The organism is Magnetospirillum sp. 15-1 (assembly GCF_900184795.1).
In the GTDB taxonomy this organism is placed as follows: Bacteria; Pseudomonadota; Alphaproteobacteria; order Rhodospirillales; family Magnetospirillaceae; genus Phaeospirillum.
Genome location: NZ_FXXN01000027.1, coordinates 464,450 through 479,774 on the forward strand (window position 1 = coordinate 464,450; position 15,325 = coordinate 479,774).

The 15,325-nt window shown below is 66.0% G+C and carries 12 protein-coding genes and 2 tRNA genes; 9 read left to right on the top strand and 5 right to left on the bottom strand.

Going from position 1 to position 15,325, the window contains the following annotated elements:
- Positions 1-28 precede the first annotated feature (28 nt).
- From CP958_RS20440 to CP958_RS20450, 3 genes are read left to right on the top strand one after another with little or no spacing between them, the layout of a single operon-like run.
- Positions 29-2,029 carry a flagellin glycosyltransferase Maf gene (locus CP958_RS20440; RefSeq protein WP_096704030.1) on the top strand — a complete coding sequence of 667 codons (2,001 nt, stop codon included), beginning with the start codon at positions 29-31 and terminating at the stop codon, positions 2,027-2,029.
- Entirely contained in the window at positions 2,022-3,935 is a 1,914-nt protein-coding gene (locus CP958_RS20445; RefSeq protein ID WP_096704031.1) for a tetratricopeptide repeat protein, read from the top strand. Before CP958_RS20440 ends, CP958_RS20445 begins: the two co-directional genes overlap by 8 nt.
- 3 nt (positions 3,936-3,938) lie before the next feature.
- Positions 3,939-4,949 carry a hypothetical protein gene (locus tag CP958_RS20450; protein WP_096704032.1) on the top strand — a complete coding sequence of 337 codons (1,011 nt, stop codon included), beginning with the start codon at positions 3,939-3,941 and terminating at the stop codon, positions 4,947-4,949.
- Here CP958_RS20450 and CP958_RS20455 read toward each other — a convergent pair whose 3' ends face one another.
- Entirely contained in the window at positions 4,950-5,324 is a 375-nt protein-coding gene (locus CP958_RS20455; RefSeq protein ID WP_096704033.1) for a flagellar biosynthesis regulator FlaF, read from the bottom strand.
- Between the two features lie 200 nt (positions 5,325-5,524).
- Between CP958_RS20455 and CP958_RS20460 the strand changes: the two genes are divergently transcribed.
- From CP958_RS20460 to CP958_RS20475, 4 genes are all read left to right on the top strand, one after another.
- Positions 5,525-6,379: a hypothetical protein gene (locus tag CP958_RS20460; RefSeq protein WP_096704211.1), complete on the top strand. Its 855-nt coding sequence runs from the start codon at positions 5,525-5,527 to the stop codon at positions 6,377-6,379.
- Positions 6,380-6,419: 40 nt separating this feature from the next.
- On the top strand, positions 6,420-6,911 hold the full coding sequence (locus CP958_RS20465) for a flagellar biosynthesis regulator FlaF (RefSeq protein ID WP_242443017.1): 492 nt from the start codon (positions 6,420-6,422) through the stop codon (positions 6,909-6,911).
- Positions 6,912-7,002: 91 nt separating this feature from the next.
- On the top strand, positions 7,003-8,112 hold the full coding sequence (locus CP958_RS20470; RefSeq protein WP_096704035.1) for a hypothetical protein: 1,110 nt from the start codon (positions 7,003-7,005) through the stop codon (positions 8,110-8,112).
- Complete coding sequence (locus CP958_RS20475; RefSeq protein WP_096704036.1) at positions 8,099-9,469, top strand: tetratricopeptide repeat protein; 1,371 nt, start codon at positions 8,099-8,101, stop codon at positions 9,467-9,469. Before CP958_RS20470 ends, CP958_RS20475 begins: the two co-directional genes overlap by 14 nt.
- Before the next feature lie 87 nt (positions 9,470-9,556).
- On the opposite strand, the gene CP958_RS20480 is transcribed toward CP958_RS20475, so the two are convergent.
- Together CP958_RS20480 and CP958_RS20485 are read right to left on the bottom strand one after the other, a co-directional pair.
- Positions 9,557-9,633: transfer RNA gene (locus tag CP958_RS20480), tRNA-His, on the bottom strand.
- 51 nt (positions 9,634-9,684) lie between these two features.
- A complete protein-coding gene (locus tag CP958_RS20485) occupies positions 9,685-10,845 on the bottom strand; it encodes an aminotransferase (RefSeq protein WP_096704037.1) in 1,161 nt (386 codons plus the stop codon).
- A gap of 237 nt (positions 10,846-11,082) precedes the next feature.
- On the opposite strand from CP958_RS20485, the gene CP958_RS20490 reads away from it, so the two are divergent.
- On the top strand, positions 11,083-11,421 hold the full coding sequence (locus CP958_RS20490) for a P-II family nitrogen regulator (protein WP_008616616.1): 339 nt from the start codon (positions 11,083-11,085) through the stop codon (positions 11,419-11,421).
- A gap of 83 nt (positions 11,422-11,504) precedes the next feature.
- Complete coding sequence (gene glnA / locus CP958_RS20495) at positions 11,505-12,917, top strand: type I glutamate--ammonia ligase (RefSeq protein WP_096704212.1); 1,413 nt, start codon at positions 11,505-11,507, stop codon at positions 12,915-12,917.
- A gap of 78 nt (positions 12,918-12,995) precedes the next feature.
- On the opposite strand, the gene CP958_RS20500 is transcribed toward glnA, so the two are convergent.
- Positions 12,996-13,071, bottom strand: a tRNA-Ile gene (locus CP958_RS20500).
- Between the two features lie 141 nt (positions 13,072-13,212).
- Positions 13,213-15,255: an RNA polymerase sigma factor RpoD gene (gene rpoD / locus CP958_RS20505; protein ID WP_096704038.1), complete on the bottom strand. Its 2,043-nt coding sequence runs from the start codon at positions 15,253-15,255 to the stop codon at positions 13,213-13,215.
- Positions 15,256-15,325: the final 70 nt, after the last annotated feature.

The window sequence follows — 15,325 nt, forward strand, 5'->3', positions numbered from 1 at the left end:
GGTAGGGAGGGATAGGGCAGGAGAGAGAATGACCGCCGACGGTGATATCGATAAGGACCTCGTCGCTCGGAATATCCAGGCGTTTCGGGACGCGATGCCCGAACTGGCGGCCCTCCTCGAAGCCCACAGGCCGCAAAGCCGATTGGTCCGCAACGCCGCGGGCGACTGGGACGTGGAATTTCGGGGTGAATTCCTTTACGGACCCGAAGGCCGCAAGCGGGTCGAGCAGCAGGTCGAGGCCGGCGCCATCGCTCCGGAGAAGCGAATCGTGGTGTCGCCGCTGTCCAGCGCCAATGTCGATCTGGTCACCGAACGCTTTCTCTACCAAACGCTCAAGCGGGCCACCGATGCCGGCATCTCCTTCCTGCGCTACCCGGAAACCCCGGAGGCCTTTCATCTGGTATCGTTCGGCCTCGGCCTCGGCTACCACCTGCCGGGACTGATGGAGCAGGTCAAGCCGGCCTCCATCATCATCGTCGAGCCCAACCTGGATTTCCTCTATCACTCCCTGGCGGTGATGGACTGGCGCCCCTACATGGAGATGCGCGAGCGCAGCCCCTACCGCTGCTTCATCTGTTTCGCCGATAATCCGGGGCTGATCGCCAAGCAGGTGCGCTCGCTCATGCGGTCGTCATGTCCGATGACCGTGGACTGGTCGCGGGTGCATCAGGCCTATCCCAGCCCGGTTCTCGACGCGGCCCTGGGCGAGTTCCGCCGCGACGCCAATCTGATCGGGATCGGCCTCGGCTTCTTCCACGATGAGATGGAGATGACCCGGGCCTCGTACATGAACCTCAAGGACGCCGATTACCGGATTCTCAAACGTTCCTCCGATGCCCTGAGGACGCCGGTTTTCGTGGTGGGGTCCGGTCCGTCGCTGGACGACGACATCGAGGTGATCAAGGCCAATCAGGACAGGGCGGTGATCATTTCCTGCGGCACCGCGTCGCGGGTGCTGCTGGCCAACGGCATCAAGCCGGACTTTCAGATGCTCCTGGAGAATGGTGCCGCGCCCTACCGGGCCCTGGCCGCCGTGCACGAGGAGTTCGGCTTCGGTGACGCCACCCTGATTGCCTCCAACACGGTCGATCCCCGGGTCAAGAAGCTGTTCCAGGACACGGTCTATTATTTCCGGACCGCGCTCAGCTCCTACGCCCTGTTCAGTCCGGGACAGCAGTTCTCGCTGGAGGATTCCGGGCCGACGGTGACCAATACCGGCGTCGCCGCCGCCCTGGCCATGGGTTTTCGCGAAATGTACCTGTTCGGTGTCGACCTCGGCACCCGCAGCCTCAAGCGCCATCACTCCAAGCATTCCCTGTATCGCCACGACGACGACGCCAAGGATGGGCAGAAGGGGGCGATGGACTTCACCACCAAGTTCGACCAGCGCGACATTGGAAATTTCGGCGGCCTGATCCACACCGAAACCATCATGCTGTGGACCCGGGATGCCCTGGCGCGCGCCATCGGCCAGTTCCGCCCGGCGGTGGAGGCGTTCAACTGCTCGGACGGCCTGTTGATCGAGAATACCCGGCCCATGAACGCGTCGTCGATCCGGCTGAAATCCACGCCGGACGGCAAGATCAAGGATCTGGCTAAGGTGAGGGGCTCCTTCCCTCCGGGGACCGAGGCGCATTTCAAGGAACGCTGGGAACGCGAGAACTGGCCCGAATACGTCAAGTCGCTGCTCGACAAGCTGCAGGGCGCGGTGGAGGACCATGCCGGCAACATCAACGATATCATCGTCGAGTTTGCCGACCTGATGATCACCGAATTCCGCGGGCCGGCCACCGTGGCCCAGTTCTTCGTGCGCGGCACGGTCATGATGGTCGCCATGTGCCTGGACTACTACGCCCGACGGGTTCAGTCCGCCGACAAGACGGCGGAGTTCTGGACCATCGCCGAGGAGGAGTTCATCGACCTGATGCGGGTCATGACGTTGCAGGTGGAGTGGTTCTTCGAGAATATCGAGGCGTTTGAATCCGACGAGGAATTGTTCAAGGACCTGACGGAGTGGCGCTATGAGTGAGGAACGGTCCCTGGAGATCGGCGAACTGACGCGGCGTCTGCGCGAAGAGACCTCCGCCGAAGTGATGGATTACTGCCAATCCCGTTTGGCCGAGGGCAGCCGCAATCCCTATGTTTATCTGGTCATGGGGATGATTTCCTATTACAACAACGACCCCGGCCTGGGCATCCAGTTGCTGGAGCGGGGCCACGCCATCGATCCCGAGTGCAAGGAGGTGGTCGAGGGACTGGCCAGCCTCTACACCAAGTTCGGCCGCCTCGCGGACGGTCTTTACTACGGCAAGCTGGCGGTCTGCCTGAAGCCCGATCCCGAGGCGCAGGAACTGCTTCCCGGCGAGTTTTCCTCGTACATGGCGGCGCTGCAAAATGTCGGCGTCTCGCATTATTTCACCAATGCGGAGGCGGCCTTTCATCTGGGCCTGTTCCAGGAGGCACTGAACCAGGCGGAAAAGCACCTGCGCATCCATCCCGAGGATGACGGCTGCATGCTGTTGGCCGGTCGGGCGCTGCTGGCTCTCGGCCGCCCCGCCGCCGCCGCCGCCATACTGCGCGCCGCCCTCCATCACAAGCCCGCCGATCCTTGGCTGCACGCCGTGCTGGCCCAGGCGCTGATGGCCACCGCCCGCCATGCCTCCGCCCTGGCGCATCAGCGTCTGGCGCTCGAATCTGCCGGCGACGACGATGCCCTGCGCGGTCACGTGGTGGGGGCGCTGGCCCTGCAATCGGGAGCGGTCTGGCCGGCGGCCCAGGACCTGTCCAATGCCTATGCCGCCGATCGCGAGGCCCCGTTCCGCCGGGTGCCGACCCATGACGATTCCGAAGGCGGTTTCGTCGGCCTGATCTGGGATCAGGTTTACGACAGTCCCCTGATCAATTGCGTCGCGCCGGTGTTCCGGCGCATCAACAACTCCATCCTCTACACCCTCAACGCCCGTCATGACGCGGCGGGCGAGATGCTGCGCACCGGCGTGATGCGTCCCCGCCAGTCGGTGGGAATCGACGATGCCACCCTGGGCCGCATCGTGGTCGGCGACGAGGTCCGCACCCTGGTCAATCTCTGCGCGCCCGGCGAGCATGCCCGCTTCCCGGTGTTCAAGGGCGCGGGCGCTCCGCTGGTGGTCCATTGGGTGACGTCGCCCATGTGCGACCGGCTGCCCGGCGCCACCCTCGTGCTGGCCGATGCCGAGACCGCCGAGATCGATCGCCGGACCTATGGCGAGGGTCGGGTGATGGAACTGCCCAACCTGCTGGCGTTCGATTTCCCCAAGAGTCTGGCCGCCGACGAGGAGGTTCTCGATCTGCCGCGCCACACCCGCGGCTTCACCATGTTCGGCGTGCACGGCGAAACCACCCGCTTCACCGAGGATACGGTCGCTTTGTGGGCGCGGGTGCTGTGGGCGGTGCCCGACGCCCATCTGATGATCGGCGGCCGGGATGACTGGGAAGAGGAGTTGACCGCCTGGGCCCTGGAGGCTTTCGCGGAATACGGTGTTTCCAACCGTGTCCATTTCCAGGCGCCGCTGAATGATGCCGCCATCAGCGCCGCCAAGGCCTTCCCGCACATGGTGGATGTGATGCTGGATTCCACCCCGGTTGGGGGGGAGAGCGAGCTGGCCCGGGACCTGTGGATGGGCTTGCCGGTGGTTTCGCTGCGCGGCGATCGCCGGGTGGGACGGACGGGCGCTTCCATCCTGCGGGCGGCGGGAAGGCCCGAATGGATCGCCGACGACGCGGCGGGCTATGTGGCCATCGCCGCCGGCCTGGCCGGAAATCCCGCGCTGGGCGAGATCCGCTCGGGATTGCGCGATCAGGTTCTGGCCTCGCCCCTGGCCGATACCCGCTCGCTGGCCGGCGAAATGGTCATTCGTCTGCAGGAGGCCTTGAAGCGCCGGTCGGCGGGGGGCTAGCCCATGTCCGCCGATCCGCTGGCCGCGGCCTTCGAGCGTATCGAGGCGGGGGACCTGGCGGGGGCCATGGCCATCTATCGCGCGGCGCAGGGCCTCGGCGACCCTCGGGTCAAGATGTGCCTGGGTCAGTTGCTGCTGCTGCAGGGCGACTACCGCCGTGGCCTGCCGTTGGCCGAGTACCGTCCCCAGCCGGATATCGCGGGCCGCCGCTGGCGCGGGCAACCCCTGGCCGGCGAGACCGTCCTGATCCGGGGCGAGCAGGGCTTTGGCGACAATATTCAATTCGTGCGCTACGCGGCGCCGTTGGCGGCGCGCGGCGCGCGGGTGGCGGTGGGCTGCTCCGCCGGCCTGGGCGGCCTGCTGGCGACGGTCCCCGGCGTGTCGGCGGTGGTGGAGACGGGGCAGGCCATGGCGCCGCCCGATTTCGAAGTGCCCATGATGTCGCTGCCTTACCTGTTCGGCACCACGCTGCAGACTATTCCGGCCGATATTCCCTATCTGACGGCCGATTCTGGGCTGGTGGCATCCTGGCGGAACCGTCTGGCGGCCTATTCCGGGCTGAAGGTCGGGCTGGTCTGGGGGGGCAATTCCGAGGTCGACTACGATTGGCGGCGTTCGCCGGGGCTCGATCCCTATCTGGCGCTGCTGGACGTGCCGGGAGCGACGTTCTTCAGCCTGCAGAAGGGGCCGGCCGCCGCCCAACTGGCGGGACGGAGCCTGCCGGGCCGGATGATCGACCTTGGCCCCGACCTCACCGATTTCGGCCAGACCGCCGCCGCCATGGAAGCGCTGGATCTGGTCGTCTCGTCGTGCACGTCGCCCGCCCATCTGGCCGGGGCGCTGGGTCGCCCGGTATGGGTGGTGCTGGGCGCCTTTCCCGACTGGCGGTGGCTGCTCGATCGCGACGACAGCCCCTGGTACCCCAGCGCGCGGCTGTTCCGGGCCGGGCGCGGCGAAGGCTGGGGGCCGGTCCTGGGGCGGCTGCGGGATGCGCTGCTGCGGCGGGTGGGCTGATCAGCCCGCCTTGCCGGCGCCGGTATTCTTCTGACCTTCCAGAAGCCCTTCGGCCAGTTGCATGTTGATGTTGATCAGGGTGTTGAGCGAGCTGTCGCCGATGGTCGCGCCGTTGGTGAAGGTGGTGTGGGCGACGAATTCGCTCAGCCGGATCAGATTGGCCTTGAGATCGGGAGGCAGCGGGCTGCCCGGCGACCGGGCCAGGGCGCGGATGGCCACCCAGACTTCCAGGTTATGGTTGAGCGCCGCCACCAGCTCGGCGGCACGGTTGGCGCCGCTGCGCGCCCGGTCGAGCGCGATGGCCGCCTCGGCCAGGCTGAGGGCCTCCTGCTCGGGAAGGGGAAGGCTCGACAGATCGCCGATTTCTTCGGTCATGGAAGACTCCTGGGGGGCAGCGTTCGACGCGCGGACATTGTTGATTCTGGCCGATAATTCTGCTCCCCGTTCCGTTAGAAAACCGTTAATTCCCCCCGTCCGGCGCATGTCTCCAAGACCCCCCGATTTATGGATTTCTTAACGGAACGATGCTAGGCTCGGCATGGGTGAAGAATTCGCCCGCCGTGTGGGAGGCTCCTTTGACCGATACTGTGCTCAGTGCCTATGCTGGCGATCTGACCCAAATGCTCAGTACGCTGTCTGGTATGTCGGCGCGCCCGTCGTTCAACCTGGCCTTCGCCAATATGCAGAACGCCATGGCCAATCGCTACAATGACGAGATGTCCTCGTTGCAGCAAAAGGCGATGGACAAGTACGACACCTCGCTGGATGCCGAGCTGTCCAAGCTGCAGGAGCAGCTGCCCAAGCTGGTGGATTACCAGACCAAGGTTTCCGATACCCGCAATCAGCTCCTGGACCGCCTGGACCAGATGAGCGATCTGGACACCATCAATTCCACCCTGCAGCTCGATGCCCAGAACGGCAATGCGGTGGCGTCCTCGGTGTATGACGCCGGCGTCGACAGCGTCAAAAGCAAGTTCGGCCAATTGCCGTTCGTCGACGGGAACGAGTTCGGGTTCTCCGGCGACGACGGCATCGGCAACCTTCGTCTGAACGGGGTTGGGCTGGGGCACTTCAGCGTCGATAACGACGCGGCCAAGCCGCCCACCGGCTCGACCTACGATCTGGTCGCCGCGCGGACCAAGGTCAACGACACCCTGGATCTGGTCACCAACCGCCTGGACATGGTGGCCGGCGAGGTGGAGCGTATCTCGGACCGCATCAGCGAGATCAAGGATCACCAGCAGACCACCGTCGCCGATATCAAGGCCGATATCGCCAAGCAGGCGCAGCAGAAGAAGCTGCAGATCGCCCAGCAATTACAGGCCATGTCCGTCAGCTTCGAGGCGCAGCAGGTGTCCAACGAGCAGATCGTCAAGGCCCAGAACAACGATACCTACCAGGTTGGTTCGGTCGTCAATTTGTTTTCATGAGTCGATGGGCTCACCTTCCTGAGAAGTAATGGGAGAGGTTATGAATCCTTACAGCAATGCAGCCCACGCCGCGAACATCCCCCAGGAAGGCAATCCGCGTGAAACGGAAGCCTGGGCGCTGACCGAGGCGGCCCGCCGCATGGCGTCGGCGTCGCGCGGGGAGCCCGAGGGCATGCGCGAGGCGCTGCGGCTCAACTGGAAGCTCTGGACCATCTTCCAGGCCGATCTGATCGGCAAGGTGGAAGCCGGCGAGACGACGGAAACCGTCGTCAACATGCTGAGCCTTTGCCAGTTCGTCGACTTCCATACCGTCGCCGCCCTGACCGAGCCGGATCCCGCCAAGATGGAGGTTCTGGTCAACATCAACCGCAATATCGCCAGCGGCCTGCGTGACTCCCTGGCCCGCGAGGCCCGCGAGGCGGCCACCGCCGCCGGCACCGCCGAGCAGGCTGCCGTTCCCGCCGCCGCTCCGGCCGGTGCCTATGCTCCGGCGCCGGGTGCCGCCCATACCCCGATCAGCGCTACCGCCTGATCGCGATCTGGGTGTTCCGTTTCATCCCCGGACACGGCACGGCGCCCTGTCCGGGGATTTTTCATTCCGTCCCGCTCCATCCCATCCGGTCATGACCCCTGCGGCCCGCCCCATTCTACTGTTCGCCGCCGCCGATCCGGGCGGTGCCAGCGCTGTTCTGCCCGTCGTGACGCTGCTGGCGGCGCGCGGGGGGGCGGTGGCGGTCCTCGACCACGGCTTTCTCGGCCGCAACGCTCCGTCCGATTTGATGCGGCTGGCATCTCCATCGGAAGGCGATTTCGGGGACTGGCTGGAGGATACGGGAGTCGGGGGGCTCTGTTTCGGCACCTCCCTGGCCGACCATTTGCCCCTGTCCCTGGCCCGTGCCGCCCGGCGGCGCGGGATACCGGTGGCCTGCGTGCTGGACAACTGGATGAACTACCGGGCCCGCCTGGAGATGGATGGCGGCCCATTGCTGATTCCCGATCTTTACGCCGTCATGGACGACAAGGCACGGGACGAGGCGCTGGCCGAGGGAGTCCCGCCTGCCTGCCTGCGGGTCACCGGCCATCCCGGACTGGCCGGATTGGCCCGGGAGATCGCCGCCGCCGATTCCGGCTGGCGCAACGGTGTGCGGGCGCGGCTGGGGCTGGGCGGGCCGGGGCGGGAACTGATCGCCTTCATCGGCGAACCGGTGATCAAGGATCAGGGCGAGGGTCCGGAGACCCCCAGCTGGCGCGGCTATACCGAACGCGATGCCCTGGCCCTGCTGTGCCGGGAATTGCAGCCTCGGGCCAAGGACCTGGACGTGGCCATCGTTCCCCATCCCCGCGACGACGTGGCCGCGCTGGACGATCTGTGGCAACAATGCCGGGGCGGCCTGGGAGGCGGTCTGGTCGATGGCGTTTCCGGGCGGCAGGTGGTGCAGGTCGCCGATCGGGTGGCGGGCATGGCCTCCATCATGCTCTATGAGGCCTGGCTGCAGGGCAAGCCGGTCCTCAGCCTGCAGCCGGGGCTGGTTCGTGATGATCTGGCCCGGTCGGTGCGGCGGCCGGGGATCATCCCGGTGACCCGGCCGGAGCAGGCGGAGGCGGCGGTTGCCGGCTGGCTGGCGGCGGGGCCGGGCGAAATCCGGCCGGATTGTTTGCGCCACGGCGAGGCGCCGGCCATTCTGGCTGATTTGATGCAACACATGATGGAAAAAATCAATGGCGAAGCTTGATCGAGTGGAAGAGGCGCTGGGCAAGGCCCGGATGGGCGACCTGTCCAAGGCCCGGACCGTGTCGCGGGACCTGGGCAAGGTGCCGCCCGGCCATTCCGGCCTGATGGCGGTGGCGGTGGCCGCCCATCAGGCGGGAGACCTGCCCCTGGCCCTGAAGTTCCTCGATCGGGCGGCGGTGTCCGGTTCCGTCGATGCCCTGTATGGCCGAGGCGTGGTGCTGGGGGCCATGGGGCGCCTGGACGAGGCGCGGGCGGCTTTCGCCAAGTGCCTGGAGCGGGCTCCGGCCCACGAGGCGGCGCTGACCAATCTGGGCGGGCTGCAGCAGATGGCCGGCGACCTTGCCGCGGCGGAACGCAGTTACCGCGCCGTTCTGGACTTCGCCCCCCAGGCCGCTCTGGCGCTGCATAACCTTGCCGGGCTGTGTCTGGCCCAGGGACGGCGCGACGAGGCCGAGGACCTCGCCCGCCGGGCCTTCGACCTTCAGCCCGGACCGGACACGGCGCTGCGGCTGGCCGATATCCTGGGCGAGGCGGGGCGGTATGCCGAGGCGGTGAGCATGCTGCGTCCGGTGCTGGCCTCCTATCCCGGCGACGCGCGGCTGTGGCGGACGGCGGGGCATGCCAGCAAGAAGCTGGGGAACACCGCCGAGGCGGTGGCGGCTTATCGCGCGGCGCTGGACCTCGATCCCCAGGACGGCGAGGCCCGCCACATGATCGCCGCCCTGACCGGCACCAATACCGAACGTGCCCCGGCCGATTACGTCCGGGGCTTCTTCGACACCTATGCCGACCGCTTCGAGAGCCATCTGGTCGAGGACGTCAAGTATCAGGCCCCCGCCACCCTGCGCGCCCTGTTCGACCGGGTGGGGGATGGCCTGCCGCTGGACGCCGTCATCGATCTGGGCTGCGGCACCGGCCTGACCGCCCAGGCGTTCCAGGGAATCGCCGGCCGCTTCTTCGGCGTCGATCTGTCGCCGCGCATGCTGCAACTGGCGGCGGCCACCGGCCTCTATACCGAACTGCGGGAGGCCGATGCCGCCACCGCCCTGGCCCGCAGCGTCGACCTGTCGGCGGTGCTGGCCACCGACCTGTTCATCTATGTGGGTGACCTGGAGGACATCTTCGCCGGCGCTTCCCGCGCCCTGGCGCCCGGCGGCTGGCTGCTGTTCTCGGTGGAGACCGGCGAGGGCGAGGGCTACACCCTGCGTCCCTCCGGCCGCTATGCCCAGTCGCCCGCCTATATCCGCGCTTTGATCGCCCGCCACGGCCTGACCGAGGTGGCGTGCGAACGGGGCCGCATCCGCGGCGGCTCGGACGGCGATATCGATGGCGACTACTGGGTGGTCCGCAAGCCGTAACCGGATGATCGCGTCAGGCTCCAGGCGCGCGCAAGCCCGCTTGGAGCGGGCTGGTCAGCCTTGGACGGCTATCAAAACAAGGGGGAATGGGGCGAGTGATCGGAATCGAACCGACGACATCCAGTACCACAAACTGGCGCTCTAACCAACTGAGCTACACCCGCCACCGGGGGAGGCCGCATGTTTAGCCAAATCCGGGGGCGCCCGTCAAGGGGCTATCCTTGGAAATAACGTTCCAGCCGTGTCACCGCCTCGTCGATGGCCGCCTCCGTCTTGGCGAAGCAGAAGCGGGCGAAGCGGTCGACGTCGCCGCCCTGGTAGAAGGCGCTGACCGGAATGGCCGCCACGCCGGCCTTTTCCGTGATGTGGCGGCAAAACTCCCGGTCGTCGCCGGTAAAGCCCAGGGGGCGGAAATCGGCGGTCAGAAAATAGCTGCCGCCAGTGTCCATCACGCCAAAGCCGACCCGCCGCAGGCCGGCGGCCAGCCGGTCGCGCCGCTCGGCCAGCATGGCGGCGAGGTTGTCATAATAGGAATCCTCCTTGCCCAGGCCCCAGGCCACCGCCGCCTGCAGATTGGGCGGCGTGGTGAAGGTCAGGTACTGGTGGGCCTTGGCCACCGGCGCCAGGACTTCCGGGGCGGCGATCACCCAACCCACCTTCCAGCCGGTCAGCGAGAAGATCTTGCCGGCCGAGCCGATCTTCAGGCAGCGCCCGCGCATTCCGGGCAGGGTCATCAGCGGCACGTGGCGCCGTCCGTCATAGACCAGATGCTCGTAGACCTCGTCGCAGACGCAATAGGCGTCGAAGCGCTCCAGCAGCCCGGCGACGAAATCCAGTTCGTCGCGATTCCACACCTTGCCGGCCGGATTCATCGGCGTGTTGAGCAGCATCAGCTTGGTCCGGGGCGAGAATGCCGCCGCTAGGGCCTCCCGCGGCAGGTCCCAATGGGGCGGGGCGACGCGGACCAGCTTAGGCGTGCCCCCGGCCCGGCGGATGATGGGCAGATAGCTGTCGTAGAGCGGCTCGATCAGCACCACCTCGTCGCCCGGCTCGATCAGCCCGAACAGGCAGGCGGCCAGCGCCTCGGTGGCGCCCGAGGTCACCATCACCTCGGCCATGGGGTCGAGGTCCAGGCCGTAGAAGCGCCGGTCGTGGGCGGCGATGGCCTGGCGCAGTTCGGGAATGCCCATCATGGACGGGTACTGGTTGGGGCCGTGGCTGACCGCCTCGGCCGCCCTGGCGACCACGTCGGCGGGCTCCAGCCCCTCGGGGAAGCCCTGGCCCAGATTGACCGCGCCGTGGGCCTGGGCCAGCCGGCTCATGGTTTCGAAGATGGTGGTGCCGAACGACGACAGGATGGAGTTGGCGGTCTTCAACGGAGCTGCTCCGGAGCGGATTTGGAAGCTCCCAGCCTAGCCCGGAAGGTGGGCTCAGGTGAAGGGGATGAGATTTGCCCAGGAAATAGGCGTAAATGCCTGAAAAGAGGGCATCTTTGGGCCGAGATTCATGGCAGCCCCCGTGTTTTCACGGTGGCCGAACTGGCATGATGCGTGCTAAATGAGACGCGCGTTTTGACGCGGGTTCTCAACGCCAATTCGAAAGACGGCGGGTTCATGAAGAAGATCGAAGCCATCATCAAGCCCTTCAAGCTCGACGAGGTGAAGGAAGCCCTTCACGAGGTCGGCCTTCAGGGCCTTACCGTGACCGAAGCCAAGGGTTTCGGCCGGCAGAAGGGGCATACCGAGCTCTATCGCGGCGCCGAGTACGTGGTGGATTTCCTCCCCAAGGTCAAGATCGAGCTGGTTATCGAGGACAACCTGGTGGAGCGTGCCGTCGAGGCCATCCAGCAGGCCGCCCATACGGGCCGCATCGGTGACGGCAAGATTTTCATCTCCACGGTGGAAGAGGCCATCCGCATCCGCACCGGCGAGCGCGGCAGCGACGCCATCTGAGTTTTTCGCTCCTTCCGCCGCTCCTTGAATCGGGGCGCGGGATGGGCATACGTGTTCAACTCTCAACTCTCAGGAATGTGACCATGTCCGACGACGTCAAGAAGGTCCTCGAACTGATCAAGGAAAACGACGTGAAGTACGTCGATTTCCGCTTCACCGATCCGCGCGGCAAGTGGCAGCACACCGCTCAGCACGTGTCCACCGTGGACGCCGACATGCTGAACGAAGGCATCATGTTCGACGGTTCGTCGATCGCCGGCTGGAAGAGCATCAACGAGTCCGACATGATCCTGAAGCCCGACGCTTCGTCGGCCGTCATGGACCCCTTCGCCGCCCAGTCGCAGCTGATCATCAACTGTGACATCGTCGAGCCCGCCACCGGCCAGCTCTACGACCGCGACCCGCGCTCCATCGCCAAGCGCGCCGAGGCCTATGTGAAGTCCTCGGGCGTGGGTGACAGCACCTATTTCGGCCCCGAGGCCGAGTTCTTCGTGTTCGACGACGTCAAGTACGAACTCGGCATGAACAAGGGCTATTACGAGCTGCGCTCGGAAGACGGCGTCGAGGCCCAGGGCCGCGACTTCGCCGAGGGCAACCTGGGCCACCGTCCGGGCGTCAAGGGCGGCTACTTCCCGGTTCCGCCGGTGGACGGCCACGTGGACATGCGCGCCGAGATGCTGACCGTGATGGGTGAGATGGGCCTGCCCATCGAGAAGCACCACCACGAAGTGGCCTCGTCGCAGCACGAGCTGGGCATCAAGTTCGGCGGCCTGGTCGAGGCTGCCGACTGGATCCAGATCTACAAGTACGTGGTCCACAACGTCGCCGCCTCCTACGGCAAGACCGCGACCTTCATGCCGAAGCCGATCTATGGCGACAACGGCTCGGGCATGCACGTCCACCAGTCCATCTGGAAGGCCGGCAAGCCCCTGTTCGCCGGTTCGGGCTATGCCGACCTGTCGGACATGGCGCTGTACTACATCGGCGGCATCATCAAGCACGCCAAGGCCATCAACGCCTTCACCAACCCGCTGACCAACAGCTACAAGCGCCTGATCCCCGGCTTCGAAGCCCCGGTTCTGCTGGCCTACTCGGCCCGCAACCGTTCGGCCTCCTGCCGTATCCCCTACTCGGCCTCGCCGAAGGGCAAGCGCGTCGAAGTCCGCTTCCCCGACCCCGGCGCGAACCCCTACCTGGCCTTCTCGGCCATGCTGATGGCCGGCCTGGACGGTATCGCCAACAAGATCCACCCCGGCGATCCCATGGACAAGAACCTGTACGATCTGCCCCCCGAGGAGCTCAAGCAGGTCCCGACCGTGTGCGGCTCGCTGCGCGAGGCTCTCGAGGCCCTGCGCTCCAGCCACGACTTCCTGTGCAAGGGCGACGTGTTCTCGAAGGAATTCATCGAGGCCTACATCGAGCTCAAGTACGAAGAAGTCTACCGCTTCGAGCACACCCCGCATCCGGTCGAGTTCCAGATGTATTATTCGGTCTAAGCCGAGCCGCATCGGGTCCGATTGCGAAGCCCCCGCCGGGTCACCGGCGGGGGTTTTTCATTGGGGCGGTAAGGAGATTGGTGGGCCCGGCAGGACTCGAACCTGCAACCAGACCGTTATGAGCGGCCGGCTCTAACCATTGAGCTACAGGCCCCACCTGGGGCGACCATAACCGAGGCGTGTCCGAATGCAAGGGGGCAGACGCCCCCTTTTTCGTGATTATGGGCAATGAAATGGAAGGGGGCCAAGCAAAAGCCCCCTCCCGGCGAGGGGAGGGGGCTTGCAGACCGGATGATCAGGTATCCAGGAACGACCGCAGCTTACGCGACCGCGAGGGGTGCTTGAGCTTCCTGAGCGCCTTGGCCTCGATCTGGCGGATACGCTCACGGGTGACGCTGAACTGCTGGCCGACTTCTTCCAGCGTGTGGTCGGTGTTCATGCCGATGCCGAAGCGCATGCGCAGCACACGTTCCTCACGCGGCGTGAGGGAGGCCAGGACGCGGGTGGTGGTTTCGCGCAGATTGGCCTGGATGGCGGCATCCAGCGGCAGGACGGCATTCTTGTCCTCGATGAAGTCGCCCAGGTGGCTGTCTTCCTCGTCGCCGATGGGAGTCTCCAGCGAGATGGGCTCCTTGGCGATCTTGAGGACCTTGCGCACCTTCTCGAGCGGCATGGACAGCTTCTCGGCCAGCTCTTCCGGGGTCGGCTCGCGGCCGATCTCGTGCAGCATCTGGCGGGAGGTGCGGACCAGCTTGTTGATGGTCTCGATCATGTGCACCGGAATACGGATGGTGCGGGCCTGATCGGCGATGGACCGCGTGATGGCCTGACGGATCCACCAGGTGGCGTAGGTGGAGAACTTGTAGCCGCGCCGGTACTCGAACTTGTCCACCGCCTTCATCAGGCCGATGTTGCCCTCCTGGATCAGGTCCAGGAACTGCAGGCCGCGGTTGGTGTACTTCTTGGCGATGGAGATCACCAGACGCAGGTTGGCCTCGATCATCTCCTTCTTGGCCCGGCTGGCCTCGCGCTCGCCGCGCTGCACCGTCTGGACGATGCGGCGGTATTCGCTGATGGGCAGGCCGGCTTCGGTGGAGATGTCGGCGATGGTGGCGCGGATGTCGCCGGCTTCCTTGCCGTGGCGGGTGGTGAAGTCCTTCCACTGCTTGGAGCGCTGGGTGACCTGCTCGATCCAGTTGGGGTCCAGTTCCGAGCCGTAATAGGCGTCGAGGAAGTCCTGGCGCTTCACCCGGCAGCTTTCGGCCAGACGCAGCAGGCGGCCTTCCTGCATCATCAGACGGCGGTTGAGGCCGTTCAACTGCTCGACCAGCTGCTCGATGCGGGCGTTGTTGAGGTGGATGCCGTCCATCAGACGGACCAGCTCGGCCTTCAGCTTGTCGTACTTCTTTTCCATGGCGGCGGTGACCGCCTCGCCCTTGTTGAGGGCGGCCAGACGCTGCTCCTGGACCTTCTCCAGCTTGTGGTGGGTGGCGGCGATGACCTCGAAGGTCTCCAGCACGATGGGCAGCAGCTCGATTTCCATGGCGGCCAGCGAGATGGAATTCTCCTCGCCTTCCTCGGCCTCGCCCTCGACTTCGCCCTCGACACCCTCGGGCTTCTCGCCCTCCTCGCCGTCGGCTTCGCCCTCGGCCTTGGCGGCGCCCTCACCCTCGGCCTTGGCTTCGGGGGCGGCGCCTTCGACGGCGGCCGCCGCCTCGACGGCACCCTCGGCCTCGACCTCGGCCAGTTCGTCGGGCTCGGGGTCGGCGCCATAGGTGGCGTCCAGGTCGATGATGTCGCGCAGCAGCATCTTGCCCTCGACCAGGGCGTCATGCCAGTCGACCACGGCGCGCAGCGTCAGCGGGCTTTCGCAGATGCCGCCGATCATCATTTCGCGGCCGGCCTCGATGCGCTTGGCGATGGCGATTTCGCCCTCGCGGCTCAGCAGCTCCACCGAGCCCATTTCGCGCAGGTACATGCGGACTGGGTCGTCGGTGCGGCCCAGGTCTTCCTCGTCGACGTTGCCGGCGCCGGAATAGCCCTCGGTCTCGGTGGCTTCTTCCTCGGCGGCCTCGGGGGCGTTGTCCTCGCCCTCCTCGCTCTCCACCACGTTGATGCCCAGTTCGGACAGCATGGCCATGGTGTCTTCGATCTGCTCGGACGACACTTCGTCGGGCGGCATGGCGGCGTTCAGCTCGTCATAGGTGACGTAGCCGCGCTCCTTGCCCTTGGCCACCATCTTCTTGACGGCAACGCCCAGGGTGTCGAGCAGCGGGCCATCCATCGCCTCGTCCTGGTTCTCGGAAACTTCGGCCGTATTCGTCGATTTGGTCGCCATGAAAAACGCTGCTCCTCAAGGGTCTTGACCCCGAGACGAACCGGACCCGTCCAGTTCCGCCCCACTCTCC